Consider the following 17,091-nt stretch of genomic DNA (forward strand, 5'->3'; position numbering starts at 1 on the left):
GTCGATTACTTGGCATCGGAGTTTTTTCGTACCTTGATATGATACGTGGATTCAGCAAGATTGATGAGTTCTTCGCACGCCTCATGACGTAAACTCTCATCAGCAAGAGCCCGATGAAGTTTACGGTTCTCAGCACGCAATAGCGATAGTTCTTTCTGGAGCTCAGAAATACTAGAATCAATAGCATCGCTATTTACCGGTTTAGGTGATATACCCATAGCTTTGTCTTCCATTTGATACTTGTTAAGCCAATAAGTAAGAAGCTTGGCACAAAAGCCGTTACGCTTACAAAACTGAGATTTGCTCTCGGGACTTGATAAATACTCACGAATATAAGACATTCGTTCATCATCACTGTAATAGTTGTACTTCTTTTTCGAATATTTCATCTTTATTTTCAATTTTTGAAGTGTCAACTTATTCAGTACACTACAGAAAAGGCTAACCGTTGGAAGGGAAAAAGTATAGGAATGCCTAAGAACGGAGTTAGCTATTGCATTTAGTTCATTTTTGTACGGTTATGAACTAAAGTACATTTGGGCATAATTTACATCACAGCTATAAATTCCATCTTTACAAATAGTAGAATTCCAAAGATCGCTGTTATCTTTACCTTGTCTAAAAACGGTATATAATATTTGCTATATAAATAACCCAAATTATGATATTATTATATGAAATAGATTTATATGAAGTTTGATGATAAAAATAATATAATCATCTACCAAGATGATAATGGTGTGCCCAAAGTCAATGTACGGTTTGCTGATACCGATGTGTGGCTCACGCAACAACTTCAGGTAGCGACACGCTTCAGGCGTTGGGCTACCGAACGATTACATGAATACATTCAAAAGGTATTTGCAATAGATGATGAATGCAACTTCCTAAAAACAATACTGACTAAAATTGCTTCAGTCCCTCCAATGCCTCACCAACCACACCAAATCCCTTACCGTCTCTTGAATCCTCCACCACAGTACTTTCAGCCTTGGAGGTCGGTGCATCGGCAAATACAGTCTCCACAAACCACTTTCCAGATCGAGAATAAAATACACTTTCCCGCGGCACATCACATACAGAAAATCACCTTTCACAAAGGTACTGAACACAGAATCCAGCGGTATTTTACATCCACATTTTTCTTCCGGAAAGTCTTTACAGGGAGGTTCCAGCTTGATGCTGGCATAGTCGGAGTCGAGCGTAAAACCATATTTTATACTTAATGGGTAGAGCACTTCCCATATCTCGTGTTTCCTCTGTTCTACCATGCAATGGATGACCTCTGTTATCATTTCATCCTTCGGGGTATTCATGTCTTCTTCGGATTTTAAATATTTAAAATCGCCCTCATCCCCCTTATACAAAAAGAAGTCGGACGTATAGTTCATATTTATCCAAGGAGAGGTACTGGTATACCCACAGAACCAATAAATACGCTTGCACGCCCGACCCTATATGGTCTGCGTGAAACATCTTTATTGAAGTTCTGTTTCTTGACTTAAATAAAATTACCAGTTTTCTCCTTGTCAAAAATAGCTTCAACATGCCGCATTTCTCTTCGGCTAATGCAAAGATAGATGAATTGCAGTGAATAGCCAAAAGAAGAATGCTTTTTTATTGAATCAGGATATCCCCCCCAAAAAAGTAGTCAGTGCCCCAAACACCCGTTATAAAAGTACATCCGCGAAGGTCATAGTACTCCGAGGCAGGCACAGCCTAACGATGCCGTGAACAAATGGGAGTAAATCAAAAGAATCATGCACAACGATTGACTGATTTCCAGTAGAAAAAGACAGTCGGAAGCAGTAGTCTGAAAGCTAAATTTGAAGAAGAAATAAAAAAAATATCATTTTTTGCTTGCATATAAGAGAAAAGTATTACTTTTGCCACGAATTAAGAATCAAAAAGAAAACGAAAGTATGAATTTGTTTACTTATGCATATTACTTCTTTTTTTACTTTTACTTTAGCCAGAAAGTAGAGCGGGAGTTTGTATGTGTCAAGTGACAGTGATGCTTAAGAACTGAATAGAGAACTAAAGTAATATACTTAATCCCGCTCCATTGTATGGAAGCGGGATTTTTTTTTAAAGAAACAGTATGAAAAGAATAGCCATTCAAGGAACATTAGGGTCGTATCACGACATTGCCGCACACAAGTACTTCGAAGGAGAAGAAATAGAGTTAATCTGTTGCGCTACTTTTGAGGATGTGTTTGCAGCCGTAAAGAAAGACAGCAAGACCATAGGAATGTTGGCGATAGAGAATACCATTGCAGGCAGCCTGTTGCACAACAATGAGTTGCTGCGGCAGAGCGGCACACAAATCATAGGCGAATACAAACTACGCATTTCACACAGCTTTGTCTGCCTGCCCGACGAGGACTGGAACGATCTGACGGAAGTCAACTCCCACCCCATCGCACTGATGCAATGCCGCGAGTTCCTTGCCCAGCACCCGAAAATGAAAGTAGTGGAAGCGGAAGACACCGCCCTCAGCGCCGAAATCATCAAGCGGGAAAACCTGAAAGGACACGCCGCCATCTGCTCCAAGGCTGCTGCCGAGCGTTACGGCATGAAGGTGTTGCAGGAAGGCATCGAAACAAACAAGCACAACTTCACCCGTTTTCTGGTAGTTGCCGACCCTTGGCAGGTGGACGAGATACACCGCCATCCACACCCGGAAACCAACAAGGCAAGCATGGTATTCACACTGCCCCACACGGAAGGGAGCCTCTCGCAAGTACTGTCCATTCTTTCGTTCTACAGCATCAACCTGACCAAGATACAGTCGCTGCCCATCATCGGGCGGGAATGGGAATACCAATTTTACGTAGACGTCGTCTTCGACAACATGCTGAGATATAAACAATCCATCGCGGCCATCACACCGCTAACCAAAGAACTTAAAATATTAGGCGAATATGCAGACGGAAAATCAAACATCTAAGATTAAGCCCGCCGACCGGTTGGCCAGCGTGAGCGAATACTACTTCTCCAAGAAGTTGAAAGAAGTGGCACAAATGAATGCCGAAGGAAAAGACGTAATCAGCCTCGGAATCGGCAGCCCTGATATGCCTCCCGCGGAAGCAACCATACAAACCCTGTGTCGCGAAGCACAAAACCCTGACGGACACGGTTATATGCCTTATATCGGCATCCCCGAACTTCGCCGCAGCTTTGCCGCCTGGTATAAGAAATGGTACGGCGTGGAGCTGAATCCTAATACTGAGATACAGCCGCTCATCGGCTCGAAAGAAGGTATCCTGCACGTCACACTCGCCTTCGTCAATCCGGGCGAACAGGTATTGGTTCCCAATCCGGGTTACCCCACTTATACCTCACTGAGCAAGATACTGGGCGCGGAAGTCATCAACTACAACCTGAAAGAGGAAAACGGCTGGATGCCCGACTTCGACGAACTGGAAAAGATGGACATGAGCCGCGTAAAGCTGATGTGGACCAACTATCCGAACATGCCGACCGGAGCTAACGCCACCCCGGAACTTTATGCAAAACTGGTGGACTTTGCACGCCGCAAGGACATCGTGATTGTAAACGATAACCCGTACAGCTTCATCCTGAACGACCATCCCCTCAGCATCCTCAGTGTGCCGGGCGCCAAAGAGTTTTGCATCGAGTTCAACTCCATGAGCAAGAGCCACAATATGCCGGGCTGGCGTATCGGTATGCTGGCAAGCAACGCCGACTTTGTGCAATGGATACTGAAAGTGAAGAGCAACATCGACAGCGGTATGTTCCGCGCCATGCAACTGGCAGCCGCCAACGCCTTGGAAGCCGAACAGGAATGGTACGACGGAAACAACAAGAACTACCGCAACCGCCGCCATCTGGCAGGGGAAATCATGCATGCACTGGGATGTACATACGATGAAAAACAGGTAGGTATGTTCCTCTGGGGAAAAATTCCCGATAGCTGCGCCGATGTTGAAGAACTGACTGAAAAGGTGTTGCACAACGCACGCGTGTTCATCACACCGGGATTTATCTTCGGAAGTAACGGAAAACGGTATATCCGCATCTCGCTTTGCTGCAAAGACCATAAATTGGAAGAGGCATTGAAGCGTATCAGGGAGATGAAGTAATATATTTACAGAAGACACAGAGAAATATCTATACAATAAAAATATAATTGAACAAAAATAAAAGAATATGGAACTTGAATTAGAATCGATTTTGCTGCCGGGTATTGAGGACAAACGCCCCATGATAATTGCAGGTCCTTGCAGCGCCGAGACAGAAGAACAAGTAATGTGCACTGCCAAGCAACTGGCCGAAAAGGGAATGAAGATATTCCGTGCCGGAATCTGGAAACCGCGTACCAAACCGGGTGGGTTCGAAGGTGTAGGCGTAGACGGTCTGGCATGGCTGAAAGAGGTGAAGAAAGAAACCGGAATGTACGTTTCTACCGAAGTAGCCACTTCGAAGCATGTATACGAGTGTCTGAAAGCAGGTATCGATATCCTTTGGATTGGCGCACGCACCACTGCCAACCCGTTTGCCATGCAGGAAATTGCCGATGCACTGAAGGGCGTGGATATTCCTGTGTTTGTGAAGAACCCGGTAAATCCGGATCTGGAACTCTGGATCGGTGCCCTGGAACGTATCAACAATGCCGGTCTGAAACGTCTGGCAGCCATCCACCGTGGTTTCAGCAGCTATGACAAGAAGTTGTACCGCAACCTGCCGCAATGGCATATCCCCATCGAGTTGCGTCGTCGCATCCCGAACCTGCCGATCATCTGCGATCCCAGCCACATCGGTGGTAAGCGCGAACTCATCGCACCGCTTTGCCAGCAGGCTATGGACCTCGGTTTCAACGGTCTGATTATCGAAAGCCACTGCAACCCGGATTGTGCATGGAGCGATGCTTCACAGCAAGTGACTCCGGACGTACTGGATTACATCCTGAACCTACTCGTCATCCGTAAAGAGACACAGACCACGGAAAATCTCAGTGAACTGCGCAAGCAGATTGACGAGTGCGACAACAACCTGATGCAGGAACTTGCCAAGCGTATGCGTGTGGCGCGTGAAATCGGTACGTTCAAGAAAGAGCACGATATGACAATCCTGCAAACGGGACGTTACAATGAGATTCTGGACAAACGCGGTTCACAAGGCGTGCTTCTGGGCGTGGATTCGGAATTTATCAAGAAGGTATTCGAGCTGATACACGAGGAGAGTGTGAGGCAACAAATGGAAATAATTAATAAGTGACAAGCTACAAGCTACGAGTAGCTGCGCCATCATACCGCAGGATACTCGTAGCTTGTAGCTCGTAACTCGTAGCTAATAACATTAGATTTATGCGTATTTTAATACTCGGAGCCGGCAAGATGGGCTCTTTCTTTACAGATATTCTAAGTTTCCAACATGAAACGGCAGTGTTCGACGTGAATCCGCACCAGTTGCGTTTTGTCTACAACACGTATCGTTTCACCACGTTGGAAGAGATAAAGGACTTCGAACCGGAGTTGGTAATCAATGCCGCCACGGTAAAGTATACATTAGATGCATTCCGCAAGGTGCTGCCCGTGCTGCCCAAGGATTGTATTATCAGTGATATTGCCTCGGTGAAGACAGGATTGAAGAAATTCTATGAGGAAAGTGGTTTCCGCTATGTATCGTCGCATCCGATGTTTGGCCCTACGTTTGCCAGCCTCAGCAATCTGAGTAGCGAAAATGCTATCATCATCAGTGAAGGTGACCACCTGGGAAAAATTTTCTTCAAGGACCTTTACCAGACGCTCCGCCTCAATATCTTCGAATATACTTTCGACGAGCATGATGAGACGGTAGCTTATTCTCTGTCTATTCCTTTTGTCTCTACGTTTGTTTTTGCAGCGGTGATGAAGCACCAGGAAGCTCCGGGTACTACGTTCAAGAAGCACATGGCTATTGCCAAGGGTTTGCTGAGTGAGGATGATTATTTGCTTCAGGAAATTCTCTTTAATCCGCGCACTCCCTCGCAAGTGGAAAATATTCGCCTGGAACTGAAGAATTTACTGGAAATTATCAGTACGAAGGATGCGGAAGGGATGAAGCAGTATCTGACGAAGATTAGGGAAAAGATAAAATAGACAGGTGGGATTAAGGGATTGGGAAGACTACCGAGTTAGGTAGAGTTAGGTTGAATTCCGAACTTATAAATTATCTATATAAATAGAAAGTTATTACTTTCTATTTATTTATTTTACTCATGAAAGTTTAGAATCCTACCTAACTCTACCTAACCCATATCACCAATCTTCTAAAAAACATGGTTATAAATTAAAAAAAAGTGGCGGTAGATTCTGAAAACTACACGTAGTTTTCAGAATCTACCGCCACTTTTTATGTATGTTGCCTTATCGGGAAGATGGCGGTCGGTTCACCGACACAGACTTTGCCAGACTAACATGAAGCAAATCACAATAAGGATTATTCCGTTGTGAAAACATTAGGTTCCCTCGTCCTCAACGGGGGATTTTTTTTATCTTTGCATTCGCAAAAACAATTATCCAATGATAGACCAACCTACCATAGACAGAATTCTGGATGCCGCACAGATTGTAGACATTGTATCGGACTTCGTTACGTTGCGCAAACGAGGTGTGAACTATGTAGGCTTGTGTCCGTTCCATGATGACAAGACGCCATCTTTCTATGTGTCGCCTTCCAAAGGGTTGTGCAAATGCTTTTCCTGCGGTAAAGGTGGCAATGCGGTGCACTTCATTATGGAGCACGAGCAGATGAGCTACCCCGAAGCTCTGAAATATCTAGCAAAGAAATACGGTATCGAAATAAAGGAGCGCGAACTGTCCAGCGAAGAGAAGCTGATGCAGAGCGAACGTGAAAGTCTGTTCATCGTGAATAACTTTGCACGTGATTACTTCCAAAATATACTTAAAAACCATGTGGACGGACGCAGCATTGGTATGGCATACTTCCGCAACCGTGGTTTCCGGGATGATATCATCGAAAAGTTCCAGTTAGGCTATTGCACCGAAAGTCACGATGCTATGGCTCAGGAAGCCATCAAGAAAGGATTCAAGAAAGAATATCTTGTCAAGACAGGACTTTGCTACGAAACGGACGATCACCGCTTGCGCGACCGCTTTTGGGGACGTGTTATTTTTCCGGTACACACACTTTCCGGTAAGGTAGTCGCTTTCGGCGGGCGCGTGCTTAGCAGTGCGACGAAGGGAGTCAAGGTTAAATATGTCAATTCTCCCGAATCGGAAATCTATCATAAGAGTAATGAGTTGTATGGCATTTATTTTGCCAAACAGGCGATTGTGAAACAAGATCGCTGCTTCCTGGTGGAAGGATACACGGACGTTATTTCCATGCACCAGTCAGGTGTGGAGAATGTGGTTGCCTCTTCGGGAACGGCACTGACTCCAGGGCAAATCAAGCTCATTCACCGCTTCACCAATAACATTACGGTACTCTATGACGGTGACGTGGCAGGTATCAAGGCTTCTCTCCGTGGTATCGACATGCTGCTGGAAGAAGGAATGAATATCAAGGTTTGCTTACTTCCCGACGGGGAAGATCCGGACTCCTTCGCCCGCAAGCACAACGCTACGGAGTTCCAGAAATTCATACAAGACAATGAAACAGACTTTATACGTTTCAAAACTAATCTTCTGTTGGAAGATGCTGGAAAAGATCCTATCAAACGTGCGGAGTTAATTGGTAATCTTGTACAAAGTATATCTATTATTCCGGAGGCGATTGTCCGCGATGTATATATTAAAGAATGTAGCCAACTGCTTCGTATAGAAGACAAGCTACTGGTTTCGGAAGTTGCCAAACGACGCGAAACTCAGGCTGAAAAGCAGGCGGAACAAAGAAACCGGGAAATAAGAAAGAATAATGCAGCCCGCGATGCTGCACAAGCACCGCTTCCCGACGGAATGCAAGCACCCTACCCTGAAGACATGCCTCCTTATCCCATGGATGGAGAAATGCCTGACAGCGGTGCACCGCTTCCACCGGAAGCTGCCGAATACGTATCGTATATCCCACAAGAAGGAAAAGAAGGACAGGAATTCTACAAATACGAGCGCCTTATCCTGCAAATGGTAGTACGCTACGGAGAGAAAGTATTGTGTAACGTTCCCGATGAGGAAGGAAAAGAAATTCCCATCACAGTAACGGAATACGTAGTCAATGACTTGAAAGAGGATGAATTAGCTTTCCATAACCCGCTGCACAGGCAGATGTTGACGGAAGCGGCAGAGCATATACATAATGAAGGATTCATCGCAGAACGGTATTTCCTGGCGCATCCCGATCCTATCATCAGCAAGCTAAGTACAGAGTTGATTGCCGACCGCTACCAACTGAGTAAATATCACTCCAAAGCCCAAAGATTAGTGACCGACGAGGAACGCCTATTCGAATTGGTGCCTACGCTCATGATTAATTTCAAGTTCGCCATCATCAGTGAAGAAATGAAACACATGATATATGCCTTACAAGACCCTGCCGTAGCCAATGATGAAGAACAATGCACCTCTATCATGAAACGCTACTCAAAACTGCGTGAGATCAAAAGTATTATGGCTAAACGATTGGGAGACAGAGTTGTACTCGGTTAAATCACCTTACTCCTAATGATAACGATAGTTCCTCATACAGAAACGACAGTTTCCCCTTGAGGGAACGCGCGTTTCCTTTAATGGGAACGACAATCCCCCTTCACGGGAACTTCAGTTTCCTTTCATGAAATAAGCTATGGGATTGTTATGTGAATGAATTCTGACGAATGAGGTTCATAAACTCTTCACGAGTCTTTGCCTGATTGAAAGCACCTGTAAAATCGGAAGTGGTCGTTATGGAATTCTGCTTTTCAACCCCACGCATCTGCATACACATGTGCTTGGCTTCCACAACCACCATTACGCCCAGGGGATTCAGTGTTTCCTGGATGCATTCTTTAATCTGGAGCGTCATGCGTTCCTGCACCTGAAGGCGATGGGAAAAGATATCCACTACACGGGCAATCTTGCTCAGCCCTGTAATATAACCGTTGGGGATATAAGCCACGTGCGCTTTTCCGTAGAACGGAAGCATGTGGTGTTCGCAAAGTGAGAAAAAATCAATGTCTTTCACAATCACCATCTGACTGTATTCTTCCTTAAACTTGGCAGAGCGGAGCACTTCGTGCGGGTCCATGAAATAGCCTTTTGTCAAACTCAGCATAGCCTTTGCTACACGTTCGGGGGTTTTCAGTAGTCCTTCGCGTTCGGCATCTTCGCCCAATAAAGTTATAATACGCTGATAGTGTTCTTTCAGTTCATCCAGTGCAGGAGATACGATTTCTTCTTTTCCTAACATGAGTAAGTTTTTATAAGGGGATATTTATCTGCTCTTTCACAATAGAAACTTCTTTGAATACGCCTGTAGCACGCAACTGGCGCATCATGGCATCCGCTTCTTCAATACTGCGGAAGTCTCCTACACGGCACAGCCAACGGGGAGAGTTGAAAGAGGTATAAACAGAAAGTTCCGGGAAATATTCTTTGATTCGTGAGCCCACAGCGTGAGCTTCGTTCTTGGCTCTACTGGTATTGTTTCCGGCATACACCTGTACACGGAAACCCTGACTTTTAAGCACTCTGTTTTCCGTTCCGTTGGGAATATATTCCTGACCTATCAAGGCCTCAATGCGGGCATCCTGATGGATGGTTACCTTACCCTGTCCCGGCACATTGCGTTCCAAACTCTTCACAATGTTATTCTGCGCCGAAACAAAAGCGGCGAAAGCAAAGCATGCAATTAAAAGTAAACCAAGCTTCTTCATAATGAATAATATAATAATAGACGGTTGATAATATGATTATAGAGACTGATAACCGACAACCGGCACTTCACCGGTTATCAATTATCAATCTTCCATTATCTATTAATTAAAAGCATCAATGATACCCTTGAAGTCTGCCGCCTTCAGAGCTGCACCACCAATCAAGCCACCATCAACGTCAGGATTAGCGAACAATTCCTTAGCGTTAGACGGTTTAGCGCTACCACCGTAAAGGATAGAGCAGTTGTCAGCAACTTCCTTACCGTACTTGTCAGCAATTAATGAACGGATGAAAGCGTGGATTTCCTGAGCTTGGTCGGGAGTAGCAGTTTTACCTGTACCGATAGCCCAAACCGGTTCGTAAGCCAATACGATCTTAGAGAAATCTTCAGCAGACAGAGAGAATACGGAAGCCAACTGAGCGGCAACTACTTCATTCTGCTTGTTAGCTTCGCGTTCTTCCAGCACTTCACCGATACAGAAGATCGGAGTCAGGCCGTTAGCCAAAGCCAATTTTACTTTTTCTTCCAGAATGGCAACTGTTTCGCCATAGTAAGCACGACGTTCTGAGTGACCCAAGATTACATATTTAGCGCCTGTAGAAGCAACCATAGCAGCTGAAACTTCACCAGTGTAAGCACCTGATTCTTTGTCAGCACAGTTTTCAGCACCTACGCCAATCTTAGCGGGGTCTACCAACGGAGTAACCGATGCCAGGTGGATAAAAGGAGTACAGATGATTACATCACAGTTAGGCTTTTCGTTAGCCAATACTTCATTCAGTTCTTTTGCAAGAGCAATACCCTCCTGAAGGGTTTTGTTCATTTTCCAGTTTCCTGCAACAATGTTTTTTCTCATTTTGTTTTTTATTTATTAAAAGGGTTAATGTATTTTTGATTTATAATTTGTGATTTATGGCTGAGGAAGCTCTTGCTTATCACTCATCACTCCATTGCTAATCACTTTATTTTTCGCTCTCTTTCTTTCCCTGCGCTTCACAACCAGGATGTCCACGCCGATAACCATCAGCAACGGAATGATAAACCACAAAAGAACGTAACCAATCGTGCGCAAATCACTTTCTTGTTTCTGCTGACCGAGTTCCAGTTTATCCAGACTATCCGTCAACACGTATTCATCCGGCAAGCTGTTATCACTCCACTTATTCAGAATTACGCCATCCTTTATCAGCATCAGTCCGGGATTGGAACGGATAATAGTCTTCAAAGTGATGTCGTCCGTCTGGCAGAAAGGATATTCAGCACCGGTCTTGTCACGCCACAATTCTATTTGTTCCTCCGGCGAAGAAGTCAGGGCATAAAAGCCGTAACCATGCTCCACACTATAATCATAGATCTCGTTAATAAGATCTATATCGCTATCGTCAGCTTTTTCAATACGATGAGCTACCAACAGGAATGTATATCCCTTATCGGATAAAATGCTATCGGTCAGATCCTCTCCGGTTTCCAGACTTACAATAGAGAAGTCGTGAATCGGAGGCTCGTATCCTTTTTCCTTCAACACCGTACGTGTTTCAACAAACGTCCATGTGCTATCCGGGTAATTATCCAGTGTAAATTCCTGCTTTTTTCCGTCTTTCTCCAGAATGAACTTGCTCTCAAACACACTGGGTTTTGCTCCTTCGGGTATTTCCATGCCTTCTTTGATATTCTTTCCGATCTTGTAAGGACGGAAATCCAGAATAGGCAGATTGTCCAGGCAATAGAACGAAAGCACAAACACGAAAAAGAACGTATACATGGAAATCATCCATGCCATTTTTGCCGTAATAAAGGGGATAATTTGTTTTCCACCTTTGAAGACAGATACGGCTGCAATAAACAATACTACATTCTTGCCAAACGTTTCCCAGTTTGTCAACACCCATGCATCACCGAAACAACCGCAATCGGACACCGGATTCACTAACGCCAGATACAGTGTCAGCGGTGTCATCACGATCATCAGCATCAGTGCCAGAGTTGTAGCAAACCTCCGCCGTATACCAAAGAACAGGAAAACTCCCACTGAAAATTCCAACGCTGACAATACGATGGCAAACAGTAACTGCAAATATGTAGGAAACCATGCAGCCATTCCAAAAGCCGTCAGATAATCCTGAATCTTATAAAAAGAACCTAACGGATCGACTGCCTTCACAAAGCCGGAAAAGATGAATACCACCGCCAGTAAAAAGCGGCAAACATTCACCCAGCTCTTCCACATTATATGTTTCTGCTTAGTCTCCAAATTCAATCTTAATCAAACCGAATACGGAATAATTAATCATGTCCATATAATTAGCATCCACTCCTTCCGAAACCAAAGTCTGTCCTGACAGGCTTTCAATCTGTTTCGTACGGTAGATTTTCATCAATATCAGATCAGTGTATGAACTGACACACATGCTGCGCCATGCCTCATCGTAATCATGATTCTTAGCAAGCATCAGCTCCAATGAAGTTTTAGCATATTTGTCATACAATGCCATTGCCTCTTCATTCGTGATATCGGCTGATTCCGCATATCCCAGCTCCAGCTGTATCAATCCGATAATACCATAGTTGACTATCGCAATGAACTCGGAACGTATTCCTTCGTCCACCAACGTCACTCCTTTGGTTTCAATACTCCTGATACGATTAGCTTTAATGAATATCTGATCAGTCACGGAAGCCGGACGGAGAATACGCCATGCCGGACCGTAATCATGTAGTTTCTTGGAGAACAAATCACGACAGATGGCAATGACATGTTCAAATTGTTGTTTGGTATCTTTCATTTCCTTACAAATTGGTTGCAAAGGTAGAAATAATTAAAGAAAAAAGAAAAGAGGGCACTCTAAATTATATTAAAGTGCCCTCTTCTTTATGGGTTTATTGATATCTTACGAACAACGTAATACCTGTCCCGGACGTAAGATTGTTTTCCGTGTAATGCGATTCAACTGACAGAGCTTGTCAATAGATACTCCCTGACGGGATGCAATCTTAGACAATGTATCGCCACTCTTCACTTTATAGAACAAACCTTCACCGGAAGCCATGCTGCGAGCAGTTCCTTTTGAAGTCTTGGTCTTAGTGAAAGTATAATGATCAGCAACAACGTCTTGCTTTTCAAAGTCGAACATTAAAGCGGGGTCGATAGGAATTCCCAGGAAACGGGTTTCAAAGTGAAGATGCGAACCGGTAGAACGTCCGGTATTGCCACCTAAAGCGATAGGCTCTCCGGCTTTAACCAATTGATTAATTTCTACGATCTGTTTGGATAAGTGTCCGTAAACAGTTTCCAGTCCATTGTCATGACGAATAACGATATACTTACCATAGCCACGGCGTCCCTGATTCTTTACTACGCGTACTTTACCATCAAAAGCAGCTCGAATCGTATCACCGATGAATACTTTAACATCCAAGCCATAGTGCATTCTGCGTCTTCTGGGGCGATAACCGAATACATCGGTAATCTTCGTATGCGTTGTAGGCATACAGAACCCTGTCAGGTCCACTTTATAGCTTTCAGGAACGATAGCATCGCCATAAGCTTGTACATACTCATTATTCCAAGTCGGATATAGACTTAGACCTGGATAAGCAGATTGTTCAGCACGTATCTGTTTCTGTAAAGCCAACGAGTCAACGCTCTTTAGTTTCCTGTCGATGGGGGCTTGTCGGGCAATCAAATCCTGAGAAAAAGAATTCAGGCTGACCATTGCCGTCGCAGCTATTAGGATCGTTTTAATGCAATTGAAATTCATTCCGTTTCGTCATTCTTTTAAAAAATTCTCCCAAAGGTAGTATTTCTTCTCTAAATGAAAAGGCTGTTCTTAACTATTTTTTCGGTAAGGGACTAAAAGATACATATTAAAACATTCCCTAACTCCCTGTATATCGGAAAGTTAAGAGCTAACATGTTTTACAACATAAAAATGCAAATAAAGTGTATGTTTAACCGTTATTCAACTAATGGAAGCCCAATTAACGTTAGTTTTCCGAAGTGCCTTTAGCTGACGCCACAGGATTTCATTCTCCGGACGAATACCAGTAGGATCAGCATCCACCACTTCTTCAGCAACATTGCGCACATATTGCAGCAGTTGTCCGTCGCGCGCTATATCGGCAATTTTCAGGTCGAAGGCAATACCGCTTTGCTGTGTGCCTTCCAAATCACCGGGACCTCGTAGCTTCAGATCGGCTTCAGCTATTTCAAAGCCGTCATTTGTCCGCACCATAATTTCCAGGCGCTTGCGGGTTTCCTCTACCAACTTGTATCCGGTCACTAAAATACAATAAGACTGTTCTGCTCCACGACCTACACGACCACGCAACTGATGGAGCTGTGACAAACCGAAGCGCTCTGCATTCTCAATAATCATCACGGAAGCATTCGGCACATTTACGCCCACCTCAATCACTGTAGTCGCTACCATTATCTGTGCTTCGCCCGAAACAAAAAGCTGCATTTGCGCATCCTTCTCAGCCGCTTTCATCTTGCCATGCACTTTGCAGACTTTACAATCCGGAAATTCCTCACAAATATGGAGGTAGCCTTCTTCCAGGTTCTTCAAGTCTATTTTCTCACTTTCCTTAATCAAAGGATATACAATATACACCTGTCTGCCCTCTGCAATCTGTCTATGAACGGATTGGTACAAGCTTACACGGTGCGCATCATATTTATGAATGGTCACAATAGGTTTACGTCCCGGCGGCAGTTCATCAATAACGGAGACATCAAGATCACCATATAATGTCATGGCCAGCGTACGTGGAATAGGGGTAGCTGTCATGACTAACACATGGGGTGGCTGTGCATTCTTAGTCCATAAACGTGCGCGCTGTGCCACACCGAAACGGTGTTGTTCATCTATCACGACCAGCCCCAGTGAAGAGAAATTCACGGTATCTTCTATCACGGCATGCGTACCGATCAGTATTCGTACATCTCCTGTTAACAGACCGGTGAGAATGGCTTCCCGCTTTTTTCCTTTCACAGAACCGGTCAGCAATTCCACGCGTATATCCATTCCGTACAATAACTCACGGATTGTTTCAAAATGCTGGTTAGCCAAAATCTCGGTAGGCGCCATCATACAAGCTTGGTAACCGTTATCCAACGCTATCAGCATACTCATCAGTGCCACCAGCGTTTTTCCACTACCTACATCCCCCTGCAACAGACGGTTCATTTGCTTACCGCTGCCCACATCCCGTCGTATTTCTTTCAGTACACGCTTCTGGGCACCTGTCAGTTCGAAAGGCAGATTCTTGGCATAGAAAGTATTGAATATCTCTCCTACCGTTTCAAATACATATCCACGGTATTTCCGTTGCCTGTCTTTGGCATAGCGGAGAATATTCAACTGCACATAGAAAAGTTCTTCAAATTTCAAGCGATATTGCGCTTTACGAAGCAATTCCGGATTTGCCGGAAAATGAATATTCATCAAGGCTTCCGTCAGCGGCATCAAATGATGTTCTGCCAGTATAGCGGGAGAAAGCGTCTCGGGCAACGGTTCGCGGAGTTGCTGCACTACGGCGCTCATCATCTTCTCAATTGCATGAGAATTGAGGGAACTCCGCTTCATTTTCTCCGTTGTATTATAATAAGGTTGCAATCCCATGGTCGAGAGCTTCAGTTCCGAAGCATTATCGATATCCGGATGAGCAATATTAATCCGTCCGTTGAAGACGCTGGGTTTACCAAATACAATATATTCCTGATGTACCTTATACTTACCGACGAGAAATTTAATTCCCTGAAACCAGACTAAGTCCACAATCCCCGTACCATCCGAAAAATGGGCAATCAGACGGCGCTGCCTACCTTCTCCAATCGTCTCAAAGCCCAGGATTTCACCTTTCAGCTGGATATAAGGCATCGTACCGTCTATCTCATGGATATAATAGACACGGCTACGGTCTACATATTTATAGGGGAAATAATACAATAAGTCGTGAAGGGAATAGATATTCAATTCCTTATTGAGTACTGAGGCACGTTGCGGCCCTACACCCGACAGGTATTTTATGTCACGAGAAGCTAAATCAAACATGAATCCAACAAAGCAGCGGCTATTTTCAAATCAAAGGGAGTCGTAATTTTAATGTTTTCCCGATTACCTGCCGCGAGGTATACAGATACTCCCATCGCTTCCACTACCGAAGCGTCGTCCGTAAAGAAAGAAGTATAAGGTTGTTCATAGGCCTGTTTCAGTAAATCGGCATCAAACACCTGGGGAGTCTGTACCAATTTATACTCATCCCGGCTGACGGTCACGCTTTCTTCTCCTTTGAGATGGCGTACAGTCTCCACCACATCTATCACGGGAATCACCGCCTTTTTTTCAGCCGCCAATTCATAACAACGGGCTATAACTTCCCGGGAAACAAACGGACGTACCCCATCATGAACACCAACCAATCCCGAAGTGGTTACGTGAGCCAATCCGTTCTTTACCGAATGGAAGCGGGTTTCACCTCCGTCCGCCACTGTATGCGGCAAAGAAAAAGAATGCTCCGCACATAGCTCTGTCCAATAAGACTGCTGGCTATGCGGGAGCACTAATATTATATGTATCTCCGGATTGTAGGCATAAAAGGCTTCCAAAGTACGCATCAGAACAGGTTTTCCACCTATAGGCAGAAACTGTTTGGGAAGTTCGCCTCCCATGCGCAACCCTTTACCACCGGCAACTATCAGAGCATACTGAACCATAAATCAATTAACACACATTGCCTCTTTCAATTCCTGAACTTTCTCTTTTCCAAGCATCATATCTACAACCGTCAGAGCAAATTCCATCGCAGCACCCGGTCCTTTTCCGGTAATGATGTTACCGTCTCTTTCCACCGGAGCACCTGTACATTCAGCACCTTCCAGGTATTGTTCGAAGCCGGGATAGCAAGTTGCCTTGCGGCCTTTCAACAAGCCAAGCTTACCCAATATCATAGGAGCGGCACAAATGGCAGCAATCGGTTTATTCTTTTCAGCAAAATCCAAGACCAGTTTCCGAAGTTCCGGGCACTTCTCCAAAGTAGCTGCTCCGGGCATTCCACCGGGTAAAAGAACTAAATCTGCGTCATAGAAATCACAGTTCACTACATTCTTATCGCAAAGCACCGGTACATCATGTGCACCTGTTACTATCTCATCGGGAGTCACCGTTATCATTTCCACGTTCAGCCCTGCACGTCTCATTACATCCACAGAGGTGAAAGCTTCCACTTCTTCAAATCCGTCTGCAAAAAAAACATAAACTGTACCCATAA

General features: G+C 44.5%; 16 protein-coding genes and 1 pseudogene. 6 read left to right on the top strand and 11 right to left on the bottom strand.

The annotated features are described in order from the left end of the window. Window positions 1-5 precede the first annotated feature (5 nt). Complete coding sequence (locus VYM24_RS00750; protein ID WP_224320807.1) at window positions 6-389, bottom strand: transposase; 384 nt, start codon at window positions 387-389, stop codon at window positions 6-8. A 300-nt stretch (window positions 390-689) separates the two neighbouring features. Here VYM24_RS00750 and VYM24_RS00755 point away from each other — a divergent pair. Then, a pseudogene (locus VYM24_RS00755) lies at window positions 690-878 on the top strand (virulence RhuM family protein); the annotation flags it as partial. Window positions 879-914: 36 nt separating this feature from the next. On the opposite strand, the gene VYM24_RS00760 reads toward VYM24_RS00755, so the two are convergent. Further along, entirely contained in the window at window positions 915-1,316 is a 402-nt protein-coding gene (locus VYM24_RS00760) for a hypothetical protein (protein ID WP_330941224.1), read from the bottom strand. A gap of 785 nt (window positions 1,317-2,101) precedes the next feature. Between VYM24_RS00760 and VYM24_RS00765 the strand changes: the two genes are divergently transcribed. From VYM24_RS00765 to dnaG, 5 genes are all read left to right on the top strand, one after another. After that, window positions 2,102-2,950 carry a prephenate dehydratase gene (locus tag VYM24_RS00765; protein ID WP_291555412.1) on the top strand — a complete coding sequence of 283 codons (849 nt, stop codon included), beginning with the start codon at window positions 2,102-2,104 and terminating at the stop codon, window positions 2,948-2,950. Continuing rightward, complete coding sequence (locus VYM24_RS00770; RefSeq protein WP_330941225.1) at window positions 2,925-4,106, top strand: pyridoxal phosphate-dependent aminotransferase; 1,182 nt, start codon at window positions 2,925-2,927, stop codon at window positions 4,104-4,106. Before VYM24_RS00765 ends, VYM24_RS00770 begins: the two co-directional genes overlap by 26 nt. 67 nt (window positions 4,107-4,173) lie before the next feature. Next, window positions 4,174-5,241 (top strand): bifunctional 3-deoxy-7-phosphoheptulonate synthase/chorismate mutase type II, encoded by a 1,068-nt coding sequence (locus VYM24_RS00775; protein ID WP_186972432.1) that lies wholly within the window; start codon window positions 4,174-4,176, stop codon window positions 5,239-5,241. A gap of 89 nt (window positions 5,242-5,330) precedes the next feature. Beyond that, a complete protein-coding gene (locus tag VYM24_RS00780) occupies window positions 5,331-6,104 on the top strand; it encodes a prephenate dehydrogenase/arogenate dehydrogenase family protein (protein ID WP_007659729.1) in 774 nt (257 codons plus the stop codon). A gap of 423 nt (window positions 6,105-6,527) precedes the next feature. Further along, entirely contained in the window at window positions 6,528-8,612 is a 2,085-nt protein-coding gene (gene dnaG / locus VYM24_RS00785) for a DNA primase (protein WP_330941226.1), read from the top strand. A gap of 145 nt (window positions 8,613-8,757) precedes the next feature. Here dnaG and folE read toward each other — a convergent pair whose 3' ends face one another. From folE to VYM24_RS00830, 9 genes are all read right to left on the bottom strand, one after another. Beyond that, window positions 8,758-9,351 (bottom strand): GTP cyclohydrolase I FolE, encoded by a 594-nt coding sequence (gene folE / locus VYM24_RS00790; protein WP_007210082.1) that lies wholly within the window; start codon window positions 9,349-9,351, stop codon window positions 8,758-8,760. 10 nt (window positions 9,352-9,361) lie between these two features. Next, window positions 9,362-9,817: an SPOR domain-containing protein gene (locus VYM24_RS00795; protein ID WP_299094602.1), complete on the bottom strand. Its 456-nt coding sequence runs from the start codon at window positions 9,815-9,817 to the stop codon at window positions 9,362-9,364. Between the two features lie 102 nt (window positions 9,818-9,919). Next, on the bottom strand, window positions 9,920-10,675 hold the full coding sequence (gene tpiA / locus VYM24_RS00800; RefSeq protein WP_007659726.1) for a triose-phosphate isomerase: 756 nt from the start codon (window positions 10,673-10,675) through the stop codon (window positions 9,920-9,922). A gap of 54 nt (window positions 10,676-10,729) precedes the next feature. Further along, window positions 10,730-12,070 carry a BT_3928 family protein gene (locus VYM24_RS00805; RefSeq protein ID WP_330941227.1) on the bottom strand — a complete coding sequence of 447 codons (1,341 nt, stop codon included), beginning with the start codon at window positions 12,068-12,070 and terminating at the stop codon, window positions 10,730-10,732. Further along, window positions 12,060-12,602: a DUF1599 domain-containing protein gene (locus tag VYM24_RS00810; RefSeq protein ID WP_330941228.1), complete on the bottom strand. Its 543-nt coding sequence runs from the start codon at window positions 12,600-12,602 to the stop codon at window positions 12,060-12,062. Before VYM24_RS00810 ends, VYM24_RS00805 begins: the two co-directional genes overlap by 11 nt. Window positions 12,603-12,707: 105 nt before the next feature. Then, entirely contained in the window at window positions 12,708-13,577 is an 870-nt protein-coding gene (locus tag VYM24_RS00815) for a M23 family metallopeptidase (RefSeq protein ID WP_007210077.1), read from the bottom strand. A 201-nt stretch (window positions 13,578-13,778) separates the two neighbouring features. After that, window positions 13,779-15,875, bottom strand: coding sequence for an ATP-dependent DNA helicase RecG (gene recG, locus VYM24_RS00820; RefSeq protein ID WP_299094611.1), 2,097 nt, complete (start codon window positions 15,873-15,875; stop codon window positions 13,779-13,781). Then, on the bottom strand, window positions 15,863-16,537 hold the full coding sequence (locus tag VYM24_RS00825) for a 2-C-methyl-D-erythritol 4-phosphate cytidylyltransferase (protein ID WP_330941229.1): 675 nt from the start codon (window positions 16,535-16,537) through the stop codon (window positions 15,863-15,865). The genes recG and VYM24_RS00825 overlap by 13 nt, the downstream gene beginning before the upstream one ends. A gap of 3 nt (window positions 16,538-16,540) precedes the next feature. Next, on the bottom strand, window positions 16,541-17,089 hold the full coding sequence (locus VYM24_RS00830) for a DJ-1 family glyoxalase III (protein ID WP_044266135.1): 549 nt from the start codon (window positions 17,087-17,089) through the stop codon (window positions 16,541-16,543). Between the last annotated feature and the right edge of the window lie 2 nt (window positions 17,090-17,091).

Origin of the sequence: Bacteroides sp. MSB163 (genome assembly GCF_036416795.1) — a bacterium.
GTDB lineage: Bacteria > Bacteroidota > Bacteroidia > Bacteroidales > Bacteroidaceae > Bacteroides > Bacteroides maternus.